The following is a 24390-nucleotide window of genomic DNA, read 5'->3' as shown; positions in this document are numbered from 1 at the left end:
GGCGGCGCCGGGCGGGCGCCGTCGACCCGGGTCGTACCGCTGCCGGGAACCGGTTCGGGGGCTACGGTCATGACGTCCCAGATGCCGCCTCCGTCCGATCCCCAGCTGTGGCGCCGGTCCGTCGCCGGTGACGCCGAGGCGTTCGGCGAGCTGTACGCGCGTCACGACCGTGCGGTGCGGTCCTACTGCCTGTGGCGCACCGGCGACCCCACGGTGGCAGAGGACCTGACGTCGCTCGTGTTCCTCGAGGCCTGGCGGTGCCGGGCGCGGACCGTCATTTCGACGGAGACCGCCCGCCCGCTGCTCCTCGGCATCGCACGCAACGTCGTCCACGGCCAGTGGCGGTCCCGCCGCCGCCACCGCGCGGCCGTCGACCGGCTCGGTCGTGCGACGGCTGACCGGCCGACGCACGACGACGACAGCGTCGAGCGACTCGCGGCGGCCGAGCGACTCGCCCACGTGCGCCAGCGACTGGACGGGCTGCCGCCGCACGAGCGCGAGGCCCTCGTGCTCGTCGCCCTCTCCGACCTGACCTACGCCGAGGCCGCGGCCGCGCTCGGCGTCGCCGTCGGCACCGTCCGCTCGCGCCTGTCCCGTGCGCGGGCCCGGCTGCGCGACGCCCCGGAGCTCGCCGCGCTCGCGGCCGACCCCGAAGGCCCGACCGCCCGACCGACCACCACGGAGGCCTCCGCATGAGCCCCGCGATCGACATCACCGCCCTGCACCCGTCGGACGACGAGCGCGAGGACCGCCGACGCGCGCTGGTGGCCGAGCTGCACGCGAACCCGGCCGCCGTGTCCGACGACGGCTTCCGTTCTCGCAACCGCGGCACCACACGACGCGCGTTCGTCCGCGGCGGCCTGGCCGTCACCGGCGCGGCCGCCGTGGGGCTCGTCGCCGCCGACGTGCTTCCCGGTCTCGGAGGCTCGCCCGTCGACGTCGTCGCGTCGGCCCGCGCCGCGGCATCCCCGACGGGCGGCATCCTCCACACCCGGGTGCGGTACGAGCACGGGTCCGGGATCTCCATGGCGCGCGTCGGGCGGATAGACCTGAGCCCGAACCGCGGCAAGACGAACCTGGCCGACGTCGAGGTCATGGGGCAGCTGACGGGCGACACCGAGACGTGGTCCGCGGAGTCACCCGTGCGGGAACGGCAGGTCATGTTCGTCGACCTCGAGAACTCCGACGGGACCGGCCGGTCCGAGACCTCGCAGGGCCCGCACGAATGGCGGATGCACGACTCCTGGGACGACTTCGTGCTCGTGCGGCCGGTCGGCGCCCGGGAGCACGCGAAGTGGTTGCGGTCGCGCCGGCGCGATGCCCGCAACCTCTACGGGTTCGGTGCCGACGGCGATCCCGTCGCGGCCATCCGGGGGCTCCTGGACTCGGGGCGGCTCCGCTCGGCGGGATTCACGGACCTGGACGGCCGGCCCGTCGCACGCCTCGTCGGACGAGCACCCTCGTTCGTCGACTCCGGCGGTACCACGATCCAGCCGGTCGACTACGAGTACCTGGTGGACGCCGAGACGTTCGTCCCGGTGCGCGTCACGTCGACCCAGGTGCTGCCCGCCGACCCGCAGGCGGAGGAGCCGGCCGCGCGACGCGTGCGCCGCAACGTGATGCGCTGGACGTTCGAGCGGTTCGAACGGCTGCCGCTCACGCCGGCCAACGAAGGCCTCCTCACCGTTGACGCGAGGGGCCTTCGCGTCGTCGAACCCGGCGCGAAGGGACGGTGGGCGACCAGGGACTGAGGCCGTCGGAACCGCTCGCGAGCAACCACGGACGCGGCTCGCGACGGGCCCACGAGGCTACGCCAGGGTGCCCGTCCCCACGACGATGTCGCCGTGCAGCAGCATCGCCGTCTGGCCCGGGGCGGCCTGGAGCAGCGGCTCCTCCAGCATCACGGTCCCCGGCCCCGTGGCGCCCGGATCGGGCGACTCGAGGACGACGGCGCGACGGGGCTGCTGGCGGTAGCGGAGCTTCACGCCGTCCACGCGCCACGGGTCGACGTGCAGGACGACGTCGCGGAGGCTGACGCGGTCGGTCATCAGGCGCTCGCGGCGGCCGACGGTGACGACGTTCGTCTCGACATCGGTGGCCACGACGTAGCGCGGCTCGCCGGCGGCGACGCCCAGGCCGCGGCGCTGGCCGAGCGTGTAGAGGTGGGCGCCCTGGTGCTCGCCGACGGTCTCCCCCGTCTCGGCGTCGTGCACCGGGCCCGGGCGGTCGACGAGGCCGCCATGGCGCTCGAGGAACGCGGAGCGACCCGTGCCGGCGAGGAAGCAGAGGTCCTGCGAGTCGGGGGTGCGGGCGACGGAGAGGCCGGCCTCCTCGGCCAACGCGCGGACCTGCGGCTTGAGCAGGGAGCCGAGCGGGAACCGCATCCGGGCGATGGACGAGGGCCGCAGGCCGGAGAGCATGTACGCCTGGTCCTTGCCCGGGTCGACGGCCAGGCGCAGCAGGCCGTCCTCCGTCGTGCGGGCGTAGTGCCCCGTCGTGAGCGTCGCGCAGCCCAGGCGGTCGGCGAGGCCGAGCATCGCGTCGAGCCGGACGTTGCCGTTGCAGCGCACGCACGGGTTGGGCGTCAGGCCCTTCCGGTGATCCTCGATCCAAGGCGTGACGACCCCGTCGCGGAACGCGTCGCGCAGGTCGAGGGTGAGGTGCGGCATGGCCATCCGGTGCGCCAGGTCGCGGGCCCGGCGGACGGCGGAGTGCGAGCAGCAGGAGGACTCGGCGTCGTTTGCCGGGTCGCGCCACAGCTCGAGGGTGACGGCGACCGCGTCGGGACCCGCCTTCAGGGCCGCGACGGCGGAGTCGACCCCGCCGCTCATGGCCACGAGCGTGCCGCGGGCCTCGCCCTCGGGCGGCGCGGCGTCGGCGGCGACCGCGGCGCCGAGCGCCCGGTGCAGCGCGTCGACGACGAGCTCGGCCGCGTGGAGCTTGCCGGGGTGCAGTCCACCGACCTCGTCGGCCACCGCGGCCACGGAGACCCGCGCGGCGTCACGCACGGAGGCGCCGTCGAGCAGCTCGCAGGCGACCGACCCGCAGACCGTCAGCGCACCGCAGCCCTCGGCGACGAAGCCCGCGCCGGCGATCCGGTCGCCCTCCACCGCGACGACGACGCGGACGAGGTCACCGCACGCCGCGCCGCCGGCGACGCCATCGTGCCCGCCCGAGGGCAGGTCTCCCCGCCCGACGGGGGTGCGTAGGTGCTCCTCGAAGCGCCAGTCAGCCACCGACCGAGGGTACCCGGGCGCCCCGACCGGCACGCCCCCACGGGCGGATCCGTGCGGCGGGGCGTCAGGTGCGCTTGCCCTGGCGCATCGCCTGGAGGAACACCACGGCCGACCCCACGAACAGGACGGCCGCCACGATGGGCTGGTCGAGCACGATGAACACGAGCGCGCCGACGATGGCGAGCAGCCCGCCCAGCAGGTTCAGGTTGTTGGTCGACATGGTGTTCATGCGGAGCTCCTGGTGCAGGGGGGGACGGGGCCCGGAGGGGCGGTTCCGCCGGAGGGTACACGGCATGGTGGCGCGCGCAAACCCCCTTCACCCGGGGCCCCTGGCCCGTCTGCCGACCACGGATCGCGGGCCCGCAGCGGCCCGGCTCCACACCGTCGACAGGCGACCGCCGCGCGTGCGAGGCTGCCGGGACCACACCGGCGCGCCCCCGCGCGCCCCGCGATCACGAGGCCCCCATGCACGACACCGACGCCCCCACGACCGCCGCCTCCTCCTCCCTCCAGCGCACCGTCGCCCGCGCCCGCCGGCAGACGCTGGCGGACCTGCTGCACCGCTCCGCGCGGCGGTTCCCGGACAAGGTCGCCGTGGTCGAGGCCGGGGTCGCCGAGCCGCGGCGTCGGACGTTCGCGCAGCTCGAGGCCGACGCGAACCGCATCGCCCACGCGCTGAACGAGCGCGGCATCGGCACCGGCGACCGCGTGGCGCTGCTCTCCCGCAACGGTCTCCCCTACGTGCAGGCGGTCTTCGGCGTCGCGAAGGCGGGCGCCACCCTCGTGCCGATCAACTTCATGCTCGGCGGCGCCGAGGTCGGCTACGTCCTGCAGCACTCGGGCGCTGTCGGCCTGCTCGCGCAGGACGCGCTGCTGGCCGCGGCGGACGAGGCGGTCGAGGTCGCCGACGCCGACGCCCGGCTGAAGGTCCGCGCCGTGCTCGACGCCGACGACGCGCGCGAGGCCTGGGAGCCGTTCGATGCGCTGGCGGGCGGCGCGGACGACGCCGACCCGGGTGCCCCCGAACACCTTGTCGCCTCCGACGCGCCCGCCCAGGTCATGTACACCTCGGGCACGGAGTCCCGGCCGAAGGGCGCCGTCCTCTCCCACGAGGCGCTGATCGCGAACTACTCCACGTGCATGGTCGACGGCGAGATGCGCGGCGACGACGTGCAGGTCCACGCCCTGCCGCTCTTCCACGTCGCCCAGCAGCACGTGTTCCTGCTCCCGGCGATCCAGCTCGGGATGACGAGCGTGATCCTGCCCGCGCCCGATCCCGCCACGGTGCTGGCGACGATCGAGGAGCACGGGGCGACGATGTTCTTCGCGCCCCCGACGGTCTGGATCGGCCTGCTGCGCCACCCCGACTTCGACACGCGCGACCTCTCCACGCTGACCAAGGGCTACTACGGCGCGGCGATCATGCCCGTTGAGGTCCTGAAGGAGCTCAGCCGCCGGCGGCCCGAGCTGCGGCTGTGGAACTTCTACGGCCAGACCGAGATGGCGCCGCTCTCCACCGTGCTGCGGCCGGAGGATCAGCTGCGCAAGGCGGGATCGGCGGGGCGCGCCGCCCTGAACGTGGAGGCCCGGATCGCCGCCCCGAACGGCTCCGAGCTGCCCGCGGGCGAGATCGGCGAGATCGTCCTGCGCTCCCCGCACGCCATCCACGGCTACCTCGACGCCCCGGACAAGACCGCGGCCGCGTTCTCGGGCGGCTGGTTCCACTCCGGCGACCTCGGCGTGGCGGACGACGAGGGCTTCATCACCGTCGTCGACCGCATCAAGGACATGATCAAGACGGGCGGCGAGAACGTCGCCTCCCGCGAGGTCGAGGAGGCGATCTACGCCCACGAGGCCGTCGCCGAGGTCGCCGTGGTCGGCCTGCCGCACCCCGAGTGGATCGAGTGCGTCGTGGCGATCGTCGTCCCCCGCGAGGGCGCGGAACTCGATGAGTCCACCCTCCACGCCCACTGCCGTGAGCGCCTCGCCGGGTTCAAGGTCCCCAAGGCGTTCCGTGTGCTCGACGCCTTGCCGAAGAACGCCAGCGGCAAGATCCTCAAGCGCGACCTGCGCGAGCGGTTCGCCGACCTGGCCGACGGGGTCGCGGGGCCGGGCGGGCGGGGGTAGCGCGACCCCGGCCGTCGGTGTACGATCGTTCACTCAGATGGTCCTCTCCGCCTCCCCCACGCACCGCCTCTCTCGATGAGGCCCGACGACCTCGAGGCCGTCGGCGTCGCCGCCGGCCGCGCGTTCGCCGGCACGGTGGACCATGTCCAGGCGACGCACCGGGCGGTCGCCCGCCGGGTCTTCGGCGCGACGAAGCGCGCAGGCATCACCGGCGGCGAGGCCGACCTCGTCGGCCGCGCGCACGACGGGCTCTCGGACGGCGTCTACGCCGCCGTGCGCACCATCGGCACGACCGCCGTGCGGGGCCTGGCGAAGGCCGCCACGGTCGTCCACCCCGCCGACGACGGCCGCTCCCTTGCGGACCGACCCGCCGGCGACGCGGTGCTCGGGGCGCTCAACGGCGCGTTCGGGGCTCGCTTCGCGGAGCAGGGCAGCCCGCTCGAGCTGCGGATGACCGCGCGGGTCAAGGGGCATGACCTGACGCTGGAACCCGGCGCCCTGCGGCGCGCCTTCCCCCTCCCCAGCGGCCGCGTGGCGGTCCTCGTCCACGGGCTCTGCATGACGGACGCCGCTTGGGAGACCGGCGGCGACGAGGACGCCTACTACGCCCGGCGCCTGCACCGCGACCTCGCCTACGACGTCGTCTCGATCCGCTACAACAGCGGCCGCCGGATCCCGGCCAACGGGCAGGATCTGGCGACCCTGCTCGAGCGGCTGTCCGCCGCGTGGCCGGGCGGCATCCGCGACCTGGCGCTGATCGGGCACTCCATGGGCGGTCTCGTCTGCCGCAGCGCGTGTGCGGCCGGCGTCGAGAGCGGCCACGGTTGGCTGGAGGAGCTGGGCGACGTCGTGACGCTCGGCACCCCGCACCTCGGCGCCAACCTCGAGCGGGCCTCCGCCACGATCTCATGGGCCGCCGGGCTGCTGCCGGAGACCAAGCTCTTCGCGGACCTGCTCGACCTGCGCAGCGACGGCGTCCTCGACCTCCGCGACGGCGCGATCCTCCACACGGACCGTCCCCTGGCCGTCGATCGCTGGCCGTGGGGCGAGCGCGGGACCGCCGTGCCGCTGCTGGAGGGCGTGCGCCACCACGCGGTCGGCGTGACGATGGGCCGCGACCCGGAGCACTGGCTCGCCGCCAAGGTGCTCGGCGACCTGCTCGTGACGCCGTCGAGCGCGGCCTCCCGCGCCCGCGGCGAGCGTCGCCTGGCCTTCGAGGAGGACGACGTCGTGATCCTCGGCGGCCTCGACCACTTCGCGCTCCTGCACGACGCGGGCGTCTACGAGCACGTGCGTCGCTGGCTGCGCCCCGCCCCCGCGCTGCCCGCGGCCGGCGGCACGGGCGACGGCCTGCTCGACGCGCACGCCGTCGACGCCTGAGCGGGCGTCGCGACCGCCGGAACGCTGGCGCGGTCCGACCCCGCCGAGCGACCCCGGGCAACCAGCGTCGGGGGCGGACGACCCGTGCAACGCTGGACCGGTGACGCGATCGCCCGAGCCCGCTGTGCCCTCCACGTCGAGGCGCGTGCTCTCATCGCCGATCACCGGCGGCGCGCTGCTGCTCGTGGCGGTCATCGCCGCCGTGGTGTGGGTCAACGCGTTCAGCAGCTCCGGCTACGCCGACGTGTGGGGCCGCGAGCTGACGATCGGCGTCGGCGACCTCTCCCTGCGGGAGGACCTGCGCCACTGGATCAACGACGGTCTCATGGCGATCTTCTTCCTCGTCCTCGGCCTCGAGGTCAAGCACGAGTTCGTCGCCGGGTCGCTGCGGAACCCGCGAGCCGCGGCGGTGCCGATCGCCGCGGCCCTTGGCGGCGCGGTGGTGCCCGCCCTCGTCTACGTCGCGTTCACCTGGGGCGGCGACGGCGGCGCGGGCTGGGGCATCCCGATGGCCACGGACGTCGCATTCGCGATCGGCGTCCTCGCCCTCCTGGGCTCGCGGATCGTGCCCGCCATCAAGACGTTCCTGCTGACGCTCGCGGTCGTCGACGACATCCTCGCCGTCCTCGTGATCGCCGTCTTCTACACCGACGCCATCGCCTTCGGCTGGCTGGCGGCGGCGGTCGTCGGGCTCCTGCTGATCGTCGGGCTGCAGCGGGCGCGGGTCGGGGCGATCCCGGTCTACGTCGTCGTCGGCCTGCTCGTCTGGCTGTGCATGCACGAGTCCGGCGTCCACGCCACGATCGCCGGCGTCGCGCTCGGCCTGCTCACCCCCGCGCGGGCGTTCAACGGCCGGGACGTCCTGCACGCCCTGAAGGACCGCATCGAGCCCGTCACGGCGCTGGTCATCGTGCCGCTCTTCGCGCTGGCCAACGCGGGGGTCGTCCTGACGGGCGGGGTCATCGGCGACGCCGCGTCGAGCGGTGTGGCGCTCGGCGTCCTCGTGGGCCTGCTCGTCGGCAAGCCCGTCGGGATCGCGGGGGTCGCCCTGCTCGTGGACCGGTTGGGGATCGGCCACCTCGACCCGGCGGTCCGTCCCGTGCACGTGATCGGTATCGGGGCGCTCGCCGGGATCGGCTTCACCGTCTCGCTGTTCATCTCCGACCTGGCGTTCGACACCCCGGAGCTGGCGCAGCTCGCGAAGATCGGCGTGTTCGCCGGATCGCTCGCCAGCGGCATCATCGGAGCGGCGCTGCTGCTGCGTGGCACGCGCCCTCGAGCCTGACGGGGCGACCCACCCGGGGCCCCCGGCGGGGTGGTCGGCGGCGCGTCGGCGCGCGTGACGTCACCCCCATGCCCGATCATGGTCGTAGCCGTATGACGTCCTCCCCCGAACCCGCCACCGCCGAGCCCGTCGTCCCGACCGGCGTCGATGACTACCCCCACGGCCGCGTCCCCCGTGCGGTCCGCGAGCAGCAGGTGCTCGCGGTCGCCGAGCGGCTCTTCGCCGAGCGCGGCTACCGGGGTGCCTCGATGGACGAGCTCGCCTCGCGCGTCGGCGTCTCCAAGCCGGTGATCTACGACCTCGTCGGGTCGAAGGAGAGCCTCTACCTGCGCTGCGTGGAGCGGGCCGGACGCGCCCTGTCCGAGGTCGTCGCGGGGGCCGCGCTGACCGAGACGGAGCCCGAGGCCCGCATCCGCGTCGGCGCGATCGCGTTCCTGCGCTTCGTGGCCGAGGAGCAGGGCGGCTGGGACCTGCTGCTCACCGCCGGGCCCGAGCCGGGCGCCGAGCCGATCCTCGCCGTCCGCGCCCAGCAGAGCGCACTGCTCACGGAGCTCACGCGCGAGACCGTGGAGCGCCTCGGCGTCGAGCTCGAGGAGTGGCGCATCTCCGCCCTCGCCCACGCGCTCAACGGCACCTTCGAGGGCCTCGCCTACTGGTGGCGAGAGAACAGCGAGGTCGGCGAGGAGGAGCTCGTCGACTGGATCTCGCAGCTCTTCTTCCCGGGCATCCGGGCGCTGGCCGGCCTGCCGGCGCCGGACGCCTGAGGGGCACCGAAGCGATGCGGAAGCGGCTCGCCGTGGCCATCGGCGCGGTCGCCGTGGGCGGCGGCATCGCAGCGACCGTGATCGCGACGCCCGGGGACGAGAGGACGTCGCCACGCGACGCACCGCGTCCGCCGGAGCGGAGCGCCTGCCTCCCGCGGGCGCCAGCACAACCGACGCGGTCTGCCCCACCGGCGGACCTCTCGGACGGCATCGCGGTCCTACGGCGACCGGCCCGCTCCCGCGATCGCGTTCCGCCCCGCGTCCGCGCATCGCTCACCGACCGCCCGGCGCTCGCGGCGGGCCGGTTCGTCGGACGCACGCCGTCGGGCACGCGGGTCTATCTCGTCCCGACCCGAACGTCACCGTCAGCCGCGGCCGACGCCTGTGACAGCGGACCCCTCGCGCGTGCCGACGGCTGGACTTTGCAGGTCGCGGTCGCGGGTCAGTCCCTCACGGTCAGCCATGCCGCGCTTCTGCGTCACGGGATGCTGATGACCGACACCGCGTCGAGGCCTGATGCGACGGGGGACGCTTCTGCGCCTGAGGTCTCGGCCGTCGTCCCCGACAGCGTCCGGCGGGTCCAGTTCCGCATTCCGGGAGCGGCCGCGTCCGAAGTGCGCGCACGCGGCAACTTCGCCAGCCTCCGAGTCCCTGCCGGCGCTGCGGACTTCGAACGCGTCGACCTCACTTGGCGGGATGCGACGGGCCGCGTCGTCGGCCCGGCCCAGCCGTAGCCGGTCACCGGCCTTACGGCGACGAGCTGACGACCGCGCGCCCGCGCGTCGGGAGGAGTCCCGCGGACTGGTCCCCGCCCTCCCCGAATCGCTACCGCAGCGGCTCGACGTAGCGGTTGTCGACGTGCAGTCGCGAGCCGTAGGCGAAGCCACCGTACTTCGCGTCGATCGTGACCCGCGCGGGGTGGCCGTCCAGGTCGAACGCGTACTGGTTCTTCCCGAAGCCCCACTTGCGGGTCTCGTCGACGACCTCACCGTCGACGATCACCGTGCGCTTGCCGGTCACGGAGGAGTGCTCGAGCTCGATCTCGCGCTCCGTCCCGTCGATCTGCACGCGCCAGACGTTGTTCGCTTCGCTCATGGCGTGACCCTACGCGCCCGCGGGCGGCTCGATCGTCGAGCGCAGGCCCAGGTCGGCGAGCTGCTTGGTCTCGGCCGGAGCCGGGGCGCCGGTGAGCGGGTCGCCGCCGGAGGAGGTCTTCGGGAAGGCGATGACGTCGCGCAGGGAGTCGCGGCCCGCGCACAGCGCAGCGAGGCGGTCGACGCCGAACGCGATACCGCCGTGCGGCGGCGCGCCGGCCTTCAGCGCCTCGAGAAGGAAGCCGAACTGCTCGTCGGCCTCCTCCTCCGAGAAGCCCAGCAGGTCGAGGACCGCGCGCTGCTGCTCGGGGCGGTTGATGCGGATGGAGCCGCCGCCGACCTCCCAGCCGTTCACGACGAGGTCGTAGGCGCGGGAGTGCAGGTCGCCCGGCGTGGTGTCGTCGTTGTTGAACGCGCCGCCCGGGGCGAGGTCGGCGGCCGAGACCGGCGCGCCGCCCGGGGCGCACGGCTGCGTGAACGGGTGGTGGACCGCGTCCCAGCGGCCGCCGCCGAGGTTCGTGCCGTCGCCGGCGGTGCCCTCGAACATCGGGAAGTCGACGATCCAGACGACGTCGTTGCGGTCCTCGCGCAGGCCGAACCGGTCGGCGAGCTCGAGGCGCAGGACGCCGAGGACGTTCGCGGCCACCGGGGCCTTGTCGGCGACGATCAGCAGGAGGTCGCCCGGGGAGGCGTCCAGCGTCGACTTGATCGACTCGATCTCCTCCGGCGTGAGGAACTTCGCGATCGGCGAGCGCCAGGAGCCGTCGGGCTCGACGAAGCCCCACACGAGTCCGCCGGCGCCGGCCTTCTTCGCGATGTCCGTGAGCTCGTCGAGCTGCTTGCGCGGGACGGTCAGGCCGCCCGCGTTGATGCCGCGTACGACGCCGCCGGAGGCGAGCGTGCCGGCGAAGACCTTGAACTCCGTGCCGGAGAGCGCCTCGGAGAGCTCCTGGATCTCGAGCCCGAAGCGCCGGTCGGGGCGGTCGTTGCCGTAGCGGAGGACCGCCTCGGCGTAGGGCATGCGCTCCCACGGGGCGGCGGCGAGGTCGAGCCCGCCCGCGACGAACGCGCGGGTCATCACGCGCTCGAAGATCGCGATGACGTCCTCCTCGTCCACGAAGGAGAGCTCGGCGTCGAGCTGCGTGAACTCGGGCTGGCGGTCGGCGCGCAGGTCCTCGTCGCGGAAGCAGCGGACGATCTGGAAGTAGCGGTCGAAGCCGGCGATCATGAACAGCTGCTTGAACAGCTGCGGCGACTGCGGGAGCGCGTAGACCGTGCCGGGCTGCAGGCGCGAGGGGACGAGGAAGTCGCGGGCGCCCTCGGGTGTCGAGCGCGTGAGGTACGGGGTCTCGATGTCCAGGAACCCCTCCTCCTCCATCGCGTCGCGGATCGCGCGGACGATGCGGGAGCGCAGGAGCAGCGCGTCGCGGCTGTGCTCGCGGCGCAGGTCGATCACGCGGTGCTTCAGGCGCAGGAGCTCGTCGACCGGGCCGTCCTCGTCGACGGCAAAGGGCGGCGTCTCCGCCTCGGCCAGGACGTCGAGCTGGGCCGCGCGCAGCTCGACGGTGCCCGTGACCATCTTCGGGTTCACGTGCTCCGCGCCACGCAGGGTGAGCTCGCCGGCCACGGAGACCACGTGCTCGGAGCGCAGGCGCTCCGCGGCGGCGAAGACCTCGGGGCCGCACGTGTCGGGGTCGAAGACGACCTGCAGCAGGCCCGAGCGGTCGCGCAGGTCGACGAAGATCAGGCCGCCGTGGTCGCGGCGGCGGTGCACCCAGCCGGCCACGCGCGGCGTTTGCCCGACGGCGTCCTCGCCGACGAGCCCCGCCCACGTCGAGCGGTAGCGGTTGGCGTGGACCGGCGCGGCGCCGACGGTGTCGCGGACGAGCTCCGCGATCCGCTCGTTCGACGGACCGGAGGCGGGTGGGGGCGTGCGCGACTCCGGGGAAGACATGGCGACCAACGGTACCGGCGTGGTCTGGAACGCGGCGGTCCCGCATCCCCGCGCGACGCGCTGCCGGGGTTCGCGCTCGTGGTCCTGCCGTCGACGCCGGAGGGTCGGCGGTCGGCGGCCCGACTCGAAAGCCGACGGTCGACGCGAGCGGCCCGGCTACGGTGGTCCGGCCCGCCGGGCCGCGGTGCCGTCCCCTTCGGTGTCGGACGCGGGCGCCTCCCGGGGCGGGAGCGCACGGCTCATCACGAGCTCCTCCAGCGTCCGCCCACCCGACGTCCAGGTGCTCCGTCCGACGACCACGAAGCCGGCGGCCTCGTAGGCTCGCCGGGCGGCGACGTTGTCGTCGACGACCTCGAGGACGACCGTGCGACAGCCCGCCCCGGCCGCCCACGCAGCGCACGCGTCGCACAGCGCCCGGGCGACCCGGCGACCGCGGGCCTCGGGTGCCACCCACATCGCGTTGAGCGCCGCCACACCGGGCTTCGCGTCGTCGGTGCGGACGAGGGCGAGGCCACTCCACCGCCACCCGATCTCCGCGACGAAGGTGCGCTCCGCCTGCCCCTCCCCGGACGACGCGGCCCAGACCGCCCACCACTCCGGTGGCCGGGCGGCGTCGTCCGCGAACGTGGAGCCGAAGGCCTCCGGGTCGCTCCGCAGCGACCGGAGGCGGAGCTCACGAAGGCCCTGCGCCCCCCCGCGAGCACGTGTCGTACGGCGAGGCCGTTCATGCCGTCGGTGACCGCGACGGGAGTCTCCATCACGACCCGGGCGCCCGGCAAGAGGGACGGGTCGGCGCGAACCGCTGCCCCCGAGTGACGCTGCTCGGCTTCGCCCTCGCGGTCCCGCTCTCGACGTCGAAGGAGGGGGCGGGCCGCGGACAGCCCGCAACCGCAACGTCATGAACGGGTCACTTCGCGGTAACCGGCGGTGCGCCCGACGGACGTAGCGTCTGCGCGGTCCCTTCCCGAAGGAAAGCGTTCCCCGTGAACTCACCGCTGCCCTCCCCCAGACACGGTCGGCCGTCACGCACCGCACTCGCGGCGTCGCTCGTCGCCGCCGCCGGCCTCTCGGCCGTCACCGTGCCCTCCGCATCGGCCCGTCCGGCCGCCCCCGACCGCGCCAACGTCGTCGTGACGTCGGGCGCCAAGAGCACGCGCGTCGAGCGCACCGCGACCACCCGCGCCGCGTTGAAGCGCCCCAAGAGCATCACCCGCTCCTGCGGCAGTTCGCGCAGCTCCAAGCGCATCCGGACCCGCCGGTCGAGCGCCACGAAGACCACCCTGCGCGTGACCACGCGCTACTGCAGCGGACGCACGCTCGTGCAGATCACGCGCCTCGTCGCGGGGCCGAAGGTCCCCGTGCCGGTGCCCGTCCCGGGCCCGCCGGTGCAGGTGCCCGGCCCGCCCGTGCAGGTGCCTGGCCCGCCGATCGAGGTCCCGGCGAAGCCCGTCGAGAAGAGCTTCCGCCTCACGCTGCTGCACAACAACGACGGCGAGTCCAAGTACAAGGCCGGCGACAGCACCGCCGGCTACGGCACGATCAGCCGCTTCGCGACGGTGCTCGGGCGTCTGCGCTCCGAGGCGTCCGCGTTCCAGTCCGACGCCGAGAAGGCCGGCACCGAGGACAAGGGCACGGTGCTCGTGTCCTCCGGCGACAACTTCCTCGCCGGGCTGAACCAGCGCGCGTCGTTCGCGCGGTGGGACGCCAACCAGGGCTCGTGGTTCGACTCGCTCGCGCTCGACCTGCTCGGCTACGACGCCGCCACGATCGGCAACCACGAATTCGACTTCGGCCCGGCCCGCCTCGCGCAGTACATCGGCGGCACGGCGCGCACGCAGTTCGTCTCCGCCAACACCGACATGACGGACGAGCCGGACCTGCAGGCCCTGCGCGCCTCCGGGAAGATCGCCGACTCGACCGTCGTCGAGAAGGGCGGCGAGCGGATCGGCATCATCGGCATCACCCCGCCGGAGACGCCGTCGATCGCGTCCCCGGGCCGGGTGCGGTTCAACGCCCAGGTCGCCGACGTCGTGAACGCCGAGGCGAAGCGCCTCGAGGCCTCGGGCGTCAACAAGATCGTCCTGTCGTCGCACCTGCAGGGCCTCGCCAGCGACCGGGCGCTGGTCCCGCTCCTGGAGAACGTCGACATCGTGATCGCGGGCGGCGGCGACGACCTCCTGGCGAACGAGGGCACGCCGCTCGTCCCGATCGTCGCTCCGCCGGCCCCGCCTCGGGCCCCGACCCCGGTCGGGCCGTACCCGGTGCGACTCACGGACAAGACCGGCCGCGAGGTGCCGGTCGTGACGACCGCCGGCGAGTACAACTACGTCGGGCGCCTGACCGCGACGTTCGATGCGAAGGGCAACCTCATCGGCACGGACGCCGCCCGCAGCGGTCCCGTCCGCGTGTCCGGAACATCGACCGACGCCGACGTCGCCGCGCAGAACCCCACGCTGAAGCGCGCGATCGAGGACCCCCTCGTCGCGTTTTCGGCCGAGGCCGACCGCACGATCCTCGGCACGAGCGAGGTGCCGCTGGCCGGCAACAACCCGGACCCGATCCGGCTCCGGGAGAGCAACCTCGGCAACCTGGTCGCGGACGCGTTCCGCTACTCGGTCGCCGACGGGATCAGCCGCGGGGTCATCGCGGCCAACGCCCTGCGGACCGTGGGCCTCGTCAACGGCGGCGGCATCCGCAACAACGCGACGATCGCGCCGGGCAACATCAGCCAGGGCGACACGCTGCGGATCCTGCCGTTCTCGAACGTCATCAGCCGCGTGCCGAACGTCCCGGCGACCCAGCTGAAGGAGATCCTGGAGTTCAGCGTCGCCCGGCTGCCGACCGCGGACGGGCGCTTCGGGCACGTGAGCGGCATGGACGTCGAGTACGACGTCTCGCGGACGGCGCAGGTGACGACCGCCGACGGCGTCGCCACGACCCCGGGCCAGCGCATTCGGACGATCACGCTGGACAACGGGACGAAGATCGTGGAGAACGGCGCCGTCGTCACCGGTGCCCCGGCCGTCAACATCGCCACGACGGACTTCACCGCACGCGGTGGGGCGGGCGGCAACGGCGGGGACGGCTACCCGTTCCGCAAGCCGACGGTGGAGCCGATCGGCGTCGGATACCAGCAGTCGCTGGAGGACTACCTCGTCGCTCCCATCGCCTCGGGGGGCCTGAACCGCGTCATCACCGCCGCGCAGTACCCGGCGGGCGGCGACGGGCGCCTGCGGGCGCTCACGCCGGCGCCGTAAGGCCTCCGGTGACCGGGTGGGCGCCCATCGCGGCGCCCAGCCGGTCCCGACCGGATCCAGAGTGACACCGAAGGAGACCGCGGGGCCCGAGAGGGCCCCGCGGTGCGTTCGGCGGCGGGCGGCGTGGCCGCGGGGTCAGACCCGCGCCGCGGCGAGCGCGTCGGCCGCGGTCAGCCCCGTGGCCCGTCCGCCCGGGGAGCGCTCGATGCGGATGCCGTCCTCGTCGACGACGACGACGGTGCGCGCCCCGGCCTTCTCGGCGCGGCGCAGCTGGCCCTTCAGGCCGCGTCCCGGCGCCTGGTCCAGGCGGACGGCCAGGCCCTCGCGGGCGGCCGCGTCGGCGAGCAGGAACGCCGGGTGGCGCTGGCCCTCCGTCCACGCGACGTAGAGGTCGGCGCCGGCCAGGCCGGCCGGCTCGTCCTCGCCGTCGGCGGCCGCCTCGGCCTGGGCGAGCAGAATCCGCTCGACGCCCGCGCCCCAGCCGAAGCCGGGCGTCTCCGGCCCGCCGATGAGCGCGGTCAGCCCGTCGTAGCGTCCGCCGCCGCCCACGCCGGACTGGGCGCCGAGGGCGTCCGAGGTGAACTCGAAGAGCGTGCGCGAGTAGTAGTCCAGGCCGCGCACGAGGGTCGGGTCGACCTCGTAGGCCACGCCCGCGCCGTCGAGGAGCGCGCGGACCTCGTGGAAGTGCGCGGTGTCCTCCTCGCCGAGGTGGTCGAGGAGCAGCGGGGCGCCCGCCATGACCTCCTTCGTGCCCGGGTGGTCGGAGTCGAAGGCGCGCAGCGGGTTGAGGTCGATGCGCTCGCGGACCTCGTCCGAGAGCCGGTCCTCGTGCTCGCGGAGGTACGCCACCAGCGTCTGGCGGTAGCCCTCGCGACCCTCGGGGGTGCCGAGCGAGCCGATGCGCAGCCGCGGGCCGGGCACGCCCAGGTCGGCGAGGACCCGGTGCAGCAGCACGATGCCCTCGGCGTCGACGGACGGGTCGTCCGAGCCGAGCGACTCGATGCCGAGCTGCCAGAACTGCCGCTGGCGGCCCTTCTGGGCGCGCTCGTAGCGGAAGAACGGTCCCCAGTACCAGAGCTTCACGGGCTGCGGCAGCTTGTGCATGCCGTGCTCGAGGTACGCGCGGACGACACCGGCGGTGCCCTCGGGACGCAGCGTCAGGCTGCGCTCGCCGCGGTCGTCGAAGGTGTACATCTCCTTCTGGACCACGTCCGTCGACGCCCCGACGCCGCGGGCGAAGAGCTCCGTGGCCTCGAAGATCGGCGTCTCGATCCGCCGGTACCCGGCGCCCTCGAGCACCAGGCGCGCGACGTCCTCGACGCGGCGGCGCAGGTCCTGCTCGTCCGGGAGGACGTCGTGGGTGCCGCGCGGCGCGGTGACCTTGGAGCTCACGCGTTGCCCTTCGACAGCAGGTCGAGCACGAACGGGTTCGTGCGGCGCTCCTGGCCCAGGGTCGTCGGGCCCATGTGACCCGGGCAGACGGTGATCGCGTCGTCGAAGCGGTCCAGCAGCTCCTTGATCGACCGCATCAGCGTGTCGTGGTCGGCGCCCGGCAGATCGGTGCGGCCGACCGAGCCCTGGAAGAGCACGTCGCCCGAGAAGAGGACGCCCTCGTCCGGCAGCGCGTAGGTGACGTGGTCCGGGCTGTGGCCGGGCGTCGAGACGACCTGGAAGTCCAGCCCGGCGAGCGAGACGACGTCGCCGCCCTTCACGAGGTGCTCGGCCTCGTAGCCGCGGAACGGACCGAAGCCCTCCCAGCGCATCACGGCGTTGGGGTCCTTCAGCGTCTCGGCCTCGCCCGCGGGGCACCAGACCTCGGCGCCCGTGGCGTCGTGCAGATCCGCGACGGCGCCGATGTGGTCGAAGTGCGTGTGGGTGACCAGGATCCCGGCGAGCGTCAGGCCGTGCTCCTCGAGCGCGGCGAGCAACTTCGGGGCCTCCTCGCCGGGGTCGACGATCACGGCCTCCTTCGCGCCCTCGTGGCTGACCAGGAAGCAGTTCTCCTGGATGGCTCCGACGGTGTACATGCGGACGTCCATGGGGGTCCCTCCGGCGATTGCGGGTGGCGTGCGGGTCAGCGCTTGGACTTCGGCGGCTTCGGGCCGGGCGGCGTCTTGGAGCCGGCCGACGCCTTCGAGCCGCCCGACGGCTTGGAACCCGTCGACGGCTTCGCCCCGGGCGCGGCGATGCCGAGCTTCGCCAGGCGGCGCCGGTAGATGAAGCTGTCGAAGTAGAAGCCGAACGGCGTGTACAGCGCGACGAGGAAGATCGCGGTGAAGAGCACGCTGAGCGGCTTGCCCTTCAGGACGAGCAGCATCACGACGGCGAAGATCGCGGCCGCGAAGACCGCACGGATGAAGGCGCTCTTCCACGTCGGCTCGCGCATCCGCGGGTCGACGCGGCCGCCCCCGCGGGCTCCGGACGAGCCCCCGGAGCGGGCGTGGGTCACGCCCCGCGCCTCGATCATCCCCGCGGCGTTGCCGCGGTGCTTGGTCTTGCGCTTCGTCGGGCGGGCCATCTGGACGGTCCAGACTAGCGGCGCCCGCGCGCCGCCGTCCGCGCAGCGCGCTCGCGTATGTTGGACGGGATGCTCCGACAGCGCCTCGGACTCGTCCTGACCGGGGGGACGATCGGATCGACCTCCCCCGGCGACGCGGACGTGGTCCGCCTCGTCCGCGGCCCCAACGCGGGCGGCATGCCCGGCTGGCTGGCCGGCCCGCTCGCCGCCTTCGGGGCGCACCAGCTGACGGTGGCCCGTCCCGTCGAGCTGCATTCGGAGGAGGCCCGCCCAGCGGACTGGGAGGCCATCGCGGCGTCCTGCCGGCGGCTCGCCGCGCGCGGCGCGGAGGCCATCTGCATCCTCCACGGCTCCGACACGATGGCCCACACCGCCGCGGCGCTGTCCTTCGCGCTGGCGGACCTCGAGATCCCCGTCGTCCTCACCGGCTCCAACCTGCCCCCGGACGACCCGGAGAGCGACGCCCGCAACAACGTGGGCAGCGCGCTCGTCGCCCTGCGCACCCTCCCCCGCGGCGTCTACCTCGTCTTCGCCGGGGACCCCGAGAGCTCGGCGCTGGTGCACCTCGGCACCCGCGTGCGCAAGGAGCGCGCGTCGGGCCGCGCGTTCGTCTCGCCCAACGGCGGCCCCGTGGCGACCGTCGAGCACGGCCGGCTCACGCGGCTCGTCCCGTTCTCCGAGCCGCAGCCGCTGCTGGCCCGCGAGGGCTTCGCCCGCGACGCCGACGGTGCCCCCGCCGGTCACCCGACGGTCGCCCGCTTCGACGCGCGGGTGCTCGAGCTGCGCGTGCACCCGGGCCTGCCCTTCGCGGCGCTCGAGGCCGCGGTTGCGGCCGGCGGCCTGCTCGGCGTGGTCGCCGAACTCTACCCCTGCGCGACGGGCCCGACGGGCGACGACGACTCCTCCCTCTCCCGCTTCGCCGAGTTCGTCACCGCCCGCGGCGGCGTCGTCGTCGGCACCGTGTCCGCCGCCCCGGACGTCGCCGGCTCGTACTACCCCTCCCTCCCGACCCTGACCGGCGCGGGCATCAACTTCCTCCCCGGCGTCCTGAGCCACGCCGCGACCGTCAAGCTCATGTGGGCGCTGGCCGTGACGGGCGGCGACGCCGCCCGCACCCGGGCGCTCATGCGCCGCACGGTGGCCGGCGAGGTCGCGCTCGTGGGGCGCCCGGCGCCGCGCCGCGGGGCGCTCAACCGGAGCTGAGGGTCGCCGGCGCGCATCCGTTCCGGCCGGCCCGGGTAGCCGCCGGACCATGAACACCGAACCGCACGACGAGCACCCCGGCGACGTCCCCCCGCGCGACCCGGACCCGGAGACGGAGGGCGGCGACGCCGGCGGCGGCACCTCGGGCGAGGGCGGCGACACGGCGACCGACGCCGAGGACCCGTCGAGCCCCGAGGCGATCCAGAACGACCCGTCCACGGCCGGCGGGCCGAGCGACGACGTGCCGGACGAGATCGACCGCCTCCGCGGCGGCTGAGCCTCCGCGGCCCGTGGGACCGGCGGCCTAGCTCGCCGCGACCCCCGCGACGGCGTCCTCGATCGTCCGGCGGTTGCGCACGAGCACGCCCTCGGGGAACCCGGCGAACGCCTCCTCCGGCGGCAGGCCCACGACCTCGCAGGCGGCGACCGGGGCGTGGAGCGCGATGCGGCGGACGAGGTCGGCCAGCGGCACCGCGCGGTGGTCCTCGACGTTGCAGGACACCTGTGCGACGGGCACGCCGCCAGCGGCCAGGCCCTCCGCGTGCTCCAGGCCCAGCCCGATGGCGCGGACGCCCGGCAGGCCGTCGCTCCCACCCTCGCGCACCGCGGCGGCGATCGCGCGGGCGTGCTCGACCGTTGCCGGGGCGGCGAGCTCGACGTTGAACGCCAGCAGCGGCGGACGGGCCGCGACGAGCACCGCGCCGGCCGTCGGGTGCGGGCGGTCGGGGCCGAAGTCCGGCACGAGCTCGCCGGCCGCCATCCGCCGCGCGACCTCGACCGGTCCGCCGCGACGGACCTCGGCGCGTGTTCGTCCCTCCCCGAGCTCGCCGTAGAGGAACACCGGCAGCCCGAGCCGGCCCAGCCCGTCGGCGACGGCGAGCGCCTCGAGGATCGCCGCGCCGCGCCGCGCGTCGTCGAGGTGCACCACCGGGCAGACGTCGAGCGCGCCGACGTGCGGGTGCAGGCCGCGCGGCGCGCCGAGGTCGATACGGGCGATCGCCTCCTCCGCCCCGGCCAGGAGCGCGTCGGCAAGCGCCCCGGCGACGCCCGCGAGCGTGTGCACGGTGCGGTGGTGGTCCGGGTCGGCGTGTACGTCGAGCACCCGGGCCCGGGCGGCGCCGCCACGGTCGTACGCGCCACCGATCGCGGCGATCGTCGCGACGTCACGACCCTCGCTGACGTTCGGGACCGCGAGCAGCAGCCGCGGGTCGGCGGCGGTCGAGGGCAGCGTCGGGGCCGGGGCGTCGGGCATCGCCGCGGACGCTAGCCGACGCCGTCTCTAATCTGCGGCCCATGTCCCCGTCCCCGCCCGGCCCCGGGCCGGTCCCCGCGCGCCCGGATCCGCCGCGCGCGCCGGCCGAGCACCCCACGGTTCCCGGCGCCCCGTCGGTGGCCCCGCGTCTGCCCGGCCGTGACGAGGCGCCCCTGCCGGCGGACGACGGCCGCCGACAGCTCTCGGAACGCGCAGTGCCCTACTGGCGGATCCAGCTCGCCCTCTACGCGGTGCCGGCGGCCACGATCGCCACGGTGGCCGCGGTCCTCCTGGACCTGTCGTCCGCCCTCACCGCGGCGGTCGTCGCCGCGGCGTGGGTGGCGGCGCTCGCCGTCGTGGTCGTCGTCCCGCCCGTGCGGCGCGGGATCTGGTGGTACGCGATCGGCGAGGAGGAGGTCGACCTGCGGGAGGGCCTGCTCGTGATCACCCGCACCGTCGTACCGATGGTGCGCGTGCAGCACGTCGACCTGCACCGTGGACCGATCTCGACCCGGCTCGGGCTCGCGGAGATCGAGCTCCACACCGCCGCGGGGTCCGTGACGATCCCGGCGCTGGACCGCGACGAGGCGGAGCGGATCCGCCAGCAGGTCTCCGTGCTCGCCCGGGTGCCCGATGACCTCTGAGCCCGACGCGGCGCGGGAGTCCCTCGAGCGCCCCGACACGGCTCCCCCCGCGCCTGGAGGCCCCGTGCCCGCGGACCCCGGTCGCGCAGCCGATGAGGGCGAGCGGCGGATGCACCCGGCGTGGATCCTGGCGAAGGGCATCGCCGAGCTGAAGAACTTCCTCCCGGCGTTCATCGCCCTCGGGGTCGGCCTCCGTGCGTGGGCCGTGCCCGCCGCGTTCGCGATCGTCCTGCTCGAACTCGGCGTGCTGACCCTGCGCTGGCGCACCACCCGGTACGCCGTCGCGGGCGGGTCGTTGCGCCTGCGCAGCGGCGTGTTCAACCGCTCAGAGCGCGTCGTCCCCGCGAGCCGCATCTCAGCCCTCGACACGACCCGCGGCATCGTGCAGCGCGCCTTCGGGCTCGTCTCGCTCGAGGTGCAGACCGCCGGGGGCGGCAAGGAGGCCGAGCTCCGCCTGGACGCGCTGAGCACGGAGGAGGCCGAGCGGTTGCGAGCCGCCCTCGGCCACGACCGGGCCGCGAGCGCCGCCGCGCCTGCCGCCGGGGCGATCCCGGACCTCGAAGCTGCGACGTCCGACGCCCCGTCGACGCTCGACCAGGACGCGGGGGGCGTTCCCGGACCGGCCGGTACCGCGGTTCGTCCTCCCGTGTGGCCGGACGCGACCGGCGAGGCCGACGACGCATCGGTCGTCTACGCCATCACGGGTCGTGAGCTGGTGATCGCCGCGCTGACCGGCCCCCAGATCACCCTCGTCGCGGTCGTCGTCGTCTCCCTGTTCACCCAGTTCGAAGAGCTCCTGCCGCGCGGCCTGAAGGACCGGGCCGGGGACGTCGTCACGGGAGCCGACGCCGTGACCGTGTTCGTCCTCGTCGTGATCGCGTTGCTGCTCGCCGCTGCACTGGCGGTGGTCGGCACCGTCCTGGCGTTCGCCGAGTTCACGGTGCGGCGCGACGATCGTCGTCTGCGGGTGCGGCGTGGCCTGCTGACGGAACGCACCGGCACGATCCCGCTCGACCGCGTCCACGGGGTGCGGATCGTCGAGGGCCTGGTGCGCCGGCCGCTGGGCTACGCCACCGTCCAGGTCGAGGTCGCCGGCTACCGCGGGGGCAGCGACACCATGCGCACCCTCGTGCCGCTCGTCCGCCGGGGCGAGCTGCCCGCGCTGTTGGCGCGGATCCTGCCCGAGCTGACGTGGCCCGACGCCGAGCTCGAAGGCCCGCCCGCGCGCGCCCGACGGCGCTACTGGGTCGTGCCCGTGCTGTGGGCGCTCGTGCCGGCCGCGGCGGCGGTGATCTGGCTGCCCGACGCCTGGAAGGTCGCCGGCATCCTGCCGGTGCTCGTCGCAGCCGCGATCGGCGACGGCCGCTGGCGCGGCGCGGGATGGCACCTGGGGACGGACACCATCGCCGTCCGCAGCCAGCTCCTGGCCCGCACCACGCTGCTCGCCCTCCCCCGCCGGGCCCAGCTCGTCGCGGCGCGCAGCAACCCGTTCCAGCGCCGCGCGGGGCTGGCTGCATTCGACGTCGTCCTGGCCACGAAGCGCCACGGGATCGTGCGCCATCTCGACGCCGCCACGGCCGACGGACTGCAGCGCGCGGTGGCCTCCGCGGCGACGAAGCGGCCTCCGGCGGACGTCCTGCGCGATCTCCCGCTAGACTTCGCCGCCGCCCCGCCGGAGTAGCTCAGTCGGTTAGAGCAGCGGAATCATAATCCGCGTGTCGGGGGTTCAAGTCCCTCCTCCGGCATCACCGAAAGCCCCGTCCACGACGGGGCTTTCGCCGTTCCGGGGCGGGGCGCACCGCTCGTCCCCCGAGCCGGACCGAGCGGTGGACCGTTGAGCAACGCGAACGTCTAGCCGGTCAGGACCACGGCGAGGACCACGGCGGCCCAGACGCCGGCGGCGGGCGCCAGGAGCGCGCCCCGACCCGCGACAGGTTGTGACGCCCGGCGGCCGGCCCACCGCCACGCGTACGCGGACGCGGTGGCGACGACGCCGGCGCCGACCAGCGCGAGCACCGCGGAGACGACATCGGCGGTCCGCGACGCCGGCCCGTAGCCGGCGAAGATCAAGAGGAGGCCGGCGTACGTGGCCAACGACGCCGCCCCGAGCACGCCGACCGCGAGCGCCACGACGCGTGCGATGCTCGGCCGCGCCGTCGTCCCGACCATGCCGGCCGCCGCCGTCAGACCGAGGCCGGGGAGCATCAGCAGCGCCGCGCCGGCCTGCGTGATCAGCAAGGCGAGGACGGCGAGGACGAACGACACGCCAGCCGCGAGAGCGACGTCCCTGGGGCCGCGCGGCGTCACAACGGCTGGTCCCGGATGCTCCGGTAGACCTCGGTACCGTCGCTCTGCGGGGAGAGGACCCGCACCAGCAGGTCCACGCAGAGGTGATCGGGAACGCCCTGGCGGACCGGCAGGTCCACGTGCGCTCCGGCGGAGAGGTTCGCGCGGGAGCGGGACCCGAAGGCGAACGAAGGGTCCCCGCCCGTGGTCTGGTCGTACGCCACGCGCTCTCCCGGCTCCCACGACCGCTGGTACGAGAAGAGCCGCCGCCCGGGCGGGCCGGGACACTCTCCCTCGTCGGACGCGGTGACGAACATCTCCGTGATCGCGCCGAACGTGTGGAGGTTCGGGCGGCCCTCCGGCGGTGCGGATTGGGCGTCGGCGAACGTCACCCGGATCGTGTGACGGTCGGGAACGGACACCGTGACCTTCGACGACACGCGATCGTCGATCGCCGCGACGTGCCCGAACTCGAACGTTCGCTCGCGGGTCCCCGACGTCACGAGCACGACGACGCCCGCCACTGCCACCGCGATCAGCGTCGTCGCCGCCAGCAGCACGCTCCTCCGGCGGGTCCAGGGTCCGAAGAGGCGAATGCCCGGACCCTACCCCGGGGTCCCGGCTCGCTGGGTCGCGGAGGCCACGTCGCGACCGGATCGAATCCCGCGGTGCTCGCGAAGGTTGTCCTGCGGGCGAGCGGGTAGCCACCGGGCTCCACCCCTCTTCGCCTCCGGAGCGCATGACCATGATCGTCCCCGATTCCCTTGCCTACGTCACCCGTGCCGCCCACGACGTCGGGCTCGCCGCCTGGCTCGGCGGCGCCATGTTCGGCAAGTTCGCCCACAACCCGTCCGTGGCCCGCATCTCCGCGCACTCCGAGCGCGGCGCGGTCGTCAACGCGGCCTGGAACGGCTACAACGCCATCAACATCGCGGGCCTGGGTGCGGCCGCGTTCGGGTGGGGCACGTCGCGGCTGACCGAGACCGCCGACCCGAACCTGACCTCGACGGAGCAGACGCTGGCGCAGGTCAAGGACGTGCTGATGGGCGTCTCGCTCCTGACGGGCACGCTCAGCGCCGTCCAGGGTGCGCGGCTGGCCAAGCAGGGGCCCGACGGCGCCGTGCCCGTGGAGACGGGCACCGAGCCCGCCCAGGAGACCCCGCCCGCCGCCGCCCGCATCCAGCGCTCGCTCGGGCTGCTCGGCAACCTGAACATCGCTGCGGGCGTCGGGGTCGTCACGGTCAACGCCCTGATGGCCCAGATCGCCCACAGCCACCCGGCCAAGCGCCGCGCCTTCACCCGCTCGTCGTAGCGGGGCGGTCGACGGGCCACGCCGGTCGCCCAGATAGGGTCCTCACGCGTCGTCCGTCTGCGTCCCGCGCGGAGGTGC

At 74.6% G+C, this 24390-nt stretch carries 23 protein-coding genes and 1 tRNA gene; 13 read left to right on the top strand and 11 right to left on the bottom strand.

Annotated features, from left to right (window positions below):
- Positions 1-81: 81 nt before the first annotated feature.
- Complete coding sequence (locus F593_RS24085) at positions 82-696, top strand: RNA polymerase sigma factor (RefSeq protein WP_169449181.1); 615 nt, start codon at positions 82-84, stop codon at positions 694-696.
- Positions 693-1751: a hypothetical protein gene (locus F593_RS0110035; RefSeq protein ID WP_022928620.1), complete on the top strand. Its 1059-nt coding sequence runs from the start codon at positions 693-695 to the stop codon at positions 1749-1751. The genes F593_RS24085 and F593_RS0110035 overlap by 4 nt, the downstream gene beginning before the upstream one ends.
- Positions 1752-1808: 57 nt before the next feature.
- Here the strand turns inward: F593_RS0110035 and mnmA are convergent, their stop codons facing one another.
- The gene (gene mnmA, locus F593_RS24080; protein ID WP_022928619.1) at positions 1809-3236 is read right to left on the bottom strand and encodes a tRNA 2-thiouridine(34) synthase MnmA; all 1428 of its coding nucleotides are present in this window, start codon (positions 3234-3236) and stop codon (positions 1809-1811) included.
- Between the two features lie 64 nt (positions 3237-3300).
- Positions 3301-3465, bottom strand: coding sequence for a hypothetical protein (locus F593_RS29860; RefSeq protein ID WP_157251714.1), 165 nt, complete (start codon positions 3463-3465; stop codon positions 3301-3303).
- A gap of 236 nt (positions 3466-3701) precedes the next feature.
- Here F593_RS29860 and F593_RS0110020 point away from each other — a divergent pair, with 236 nt between their 5' ends.
- From F593_RS0110020 to F593_RS24070, 4 genes are all read left to right on the top strand, one after another.
- Positions 3702-5363, top strand: coding sequence for a fatty acyl-CoA synthetase (locus F593_RS0110020; RefSeq protein WP_022928617.1), 1662 nt, complete (start codon positions 3702-3704; stop codon positions 5361-5363).
- A gap of 75 nt (positions 5364-5438) precedes the next feature.
- Positions 5439-6743 (top strand): esterase/lipase family protein, encoded by a 1305-nt coding sequence (locus F593_RS24075; protein ID WP_022928616.1) that lies wholly within the window; start codon positions 5439-5441, stop codon positions 6741-6743.
- A gap of 145 nt (positions 6744-6888) precedes the next feature.
- On the top strand, positions 6889-8028 hold the full coding sequence (gene nhaA / locus F593_RS0110010; protein ID WP_022928615.1) for a Na+/H+ antiporter NhaA: 1140 nt from the start codon (positions 6889-6891) through the stop codon (positions 8026-8028).
- Positions 8029-8120: 92 nt separating this feature from the next.
- Positions 8121-8792 carry a TetR/AcrR family transcriptional regulator gene (locus F593_RS24070; protein ID WP_022928614.1) on the top strand — a complete coding sequence of 224 codons (672 nt, stop codon included), beginning with the start codon at positions 8121-8123 and terminating at the stop codon, positions 8790-8792.
- An 825-nt stretch (positions 8793-9617) separates the two neighbouring features.
- Here the strand turns inward: F593_RS24070 and F593_RS0109995 are convergent.
- From F593_RS0109995 to F593_RS29285, 3 genes are all read right to left on the bottom strand, one after another.
- On the bottom strand, positions 9618-9887 hold the full coding sequence (locus F593_RS0109995; RefSeq protein WP_022928612.1) for a hypothetical protein: 270 nt from the start codon (positions 9885-9887) through the stop codon (positions 9618-9620).
- Positions 9888-9896: 9 nt separating this feature from the next.
- Entirely contained in the window at positions 9897-11840 is a 1944-nt protein-coding gene (gene aspS / locus F593_RS24065; protein ID WP_022928611.1) for an aspartate--tRNA ligase, read from the bottom strand.
- Between the two features lie 156 nt (positions 11841-11996).
- Positions 11997-12740 (bottom strand): GNAT family N-acetyltransferase, encoded by a 744-nt coding sequence (locus tag F593_RS29285; protein WP_022928610.1) that lies wholly within the window; start codon positions 12738-12740, stop codon positions 11997-11999.
- Positions 12741-12919: 179 nt separating this feature from the next.
- On the opposite strand from F593_RS29285, the gene F593_RS24055 reads away from it, so the two are divergent.
- On the top strand, positions 12920-15097 hold the full coding sequence (locus tag F593_RS24055; protein WP_157251711.1) for a bifunctional metallophosphatase/5'-nucleotidase: 2178 nt from the start codon (positions 12920-12922) through the stop codon (positions 15095-15097).
- A gap of 135 nt (positions 15098-15232) precedes the next feature.
- Here the strand turns inward: F593_RS24055 and hisS are convergent, their stop codons facing one another.
- The 3 genes from hisS to F593_RS28120 are packed head-to-tail and all read right to left on the bottom strand — an operon-like array spanning position 15233 to position 17615.
- Positions 15233-16489, bottom strand: a complete 1257-nt coding sequence (hisS, locus tag F593_RS24050; protein WP_022928608.1) for a histidine--tRNA ligase — start codon at positions 16487-16489, stop codon at positions 15233-15235.
- On the bottom strand, positions 16486-17136 hold the full coding sequence (locus F593_RS0109970) for an MBL fold metallo-hydrolase (protein ID WP_022928607.1): 651 nt from the start codon (positions 17134-17136) through the stop codon (positions 16486-16488). The genes hisS and F593_RS0109970 overlap by 4 nt, the downstream gene beginning before the upstream one ends.
- A gap of 35 nt (positions 17137-17171) precedes the next feature.
- The gene (locus F593_RS28120) at positions 17172-17615 is read right to left on the bottom strand and encodes a hypothetical protein (RefSeq protein ID WP_022928606.1); all 444 of its coding nucleotides are present in this window, start codon (positions 17613-17615) and stop codon (positions 17172-17174) included.
- A gap of 69 nt (positions 17616-17684) precedes the next feature.
- Between F593_RS28120 and F593_RS0109965 the strand changes: the two genes are divergently transcribed.
- Together F593_RS0109965 and F593_RS0109960 are read left to right on the top strand one after the other, a co-directional pair.
- A complete protein-coding gene (locus F593_RS0109965; protein ID WP_022928605.1) occupies positions 17685-18818 on the top strand; it encodes an asparaginase domain-containing protein in 1134 nt (377 codons plus the stop codon).
- Between the two features lie 49 nt (positions 18819-18867).
- Complete coding sequence (locus F593_RS0109960) at positions 18868-19095, top strand: hypothetical protein (protein ID WP_022928604.1); 228 nt, start codon at positions 18868-18870, stop codon at positions 19093-19095.
- 27 nt (positions 19096-19122) lie between these two features.
- Here F593_RS0109960 and F593_RS24045 read toward each other — a convergent pair whose 3' ends face one another.
- Positions 19123-20070: a glutamate formiminotransferase gene (locus F593_RS24045; RefSeq protein ID WP_022928603.1), complete on the bottom strand. Its 948-nt coding sequence runs from the start codon at positions 20068-20070 to the stop codon at positions 19123-19125.
- A 41-nt stretch (positions 20071-20111) separates the two neighbouring features.
- Here F593_RS24045 and F593_RS0109950 point away from each other — a divergent pair, with 41 nt between their 5' ends.
- The 3 genes from F593_RS0109950 to F593_RS0109940 all read left to right on the top strand — a co-directional run bounded on the left by F593_RS0109950 (position 20112) and on the right by F593_RS0109940 (position 22459).
- On the top strand, positions 20112-20714 hold the full coding sequence (locus tag F593_RS0109950; RefSeq protein ID WP_022928602.1) for a PH domain-containing protein: 603 nt from the start codon (positions 20112-20114) through the stop codon (positions 20712-20714).
- Complete coding sequence (locus tag F593_RS29280; RefSeq protein ID WP_084629848.1) at positions 20704-22395, top strand: PH domain-containing protein; 1692 nt, start codon at positions 20704-20706, stop codon at positions 22393-22395. Before F593_RS0109950 ends, F593_RS29280 begins: the two co-directional genes overlap by 11 nt.
- Positions 22386-22459 (top strand) — tRNA-Met (locus F593_RS0109940). Before F593_RS29280 ends, F593_RS0109940 begins: the two co-directional genes overlap by 10 nt.
- 106 nt (positions 22460-22565) lie before the next feature.
- Here F593_RS0109940 and F593_RS0109935 read toward each other — a convergent pair.
- Both F593_RS0109935 and F593_RS0109930 read right to left on the bottom strand, forming a co-directional pair.
- Positions 22566-22979, bottom strand: a complete 414-nt coding sequence (locus F593_RS0109935; RefSeq protein WP_033206877.1) for a hypothetical protein — start codon at positions 22977-22979, stop codon at positions 22566-22568.
- A 38-nt stretch (positions 22980-23017) separates the two neighbouring features.
- A complete protein-coding gene (locus F593_RS0109930) occupies positions 23018-23560 on the bottom strand; it encodes a hypothetical protein (RefSeq protein WP_022928600.1) in 543 nt (180 codons plus the stop codon).
- A 179-nt stretch (positions 23561-23739) separates the two neighbouring features.
- On the opposite strand from F593_RS0109930, the gene F593_RS24030 reads away from it, so the two are divergent.
- Positions 23740-24312: a hypothetical protein gene (locus tag F593_RS24030; protein WP_022928599.1), complete on the top strand. Its 573-nt coding sequence runs from the start codon at positions 23740-23742 to the stop codon at positions 24310-24312.
- The last annotated feature ends 78 nt before the right edge of the window (positions 24313-24390 follow it).

The sequence above is a fragment of the Patulibacter americanus DSM 16676 genome (genome assembly GCF_000420025.1).
Lineage (GTDB): Bacteria > Actinomycetota > Thermoleophilia > Solirubrobacterales > Solirubrobacteraceae > Patulibacter > Patulibacter americanus.
Note: the sequence above shows the minus strand (reverse complement) of the source record. Positions and strands in the feature narration are given on the sequence as shown.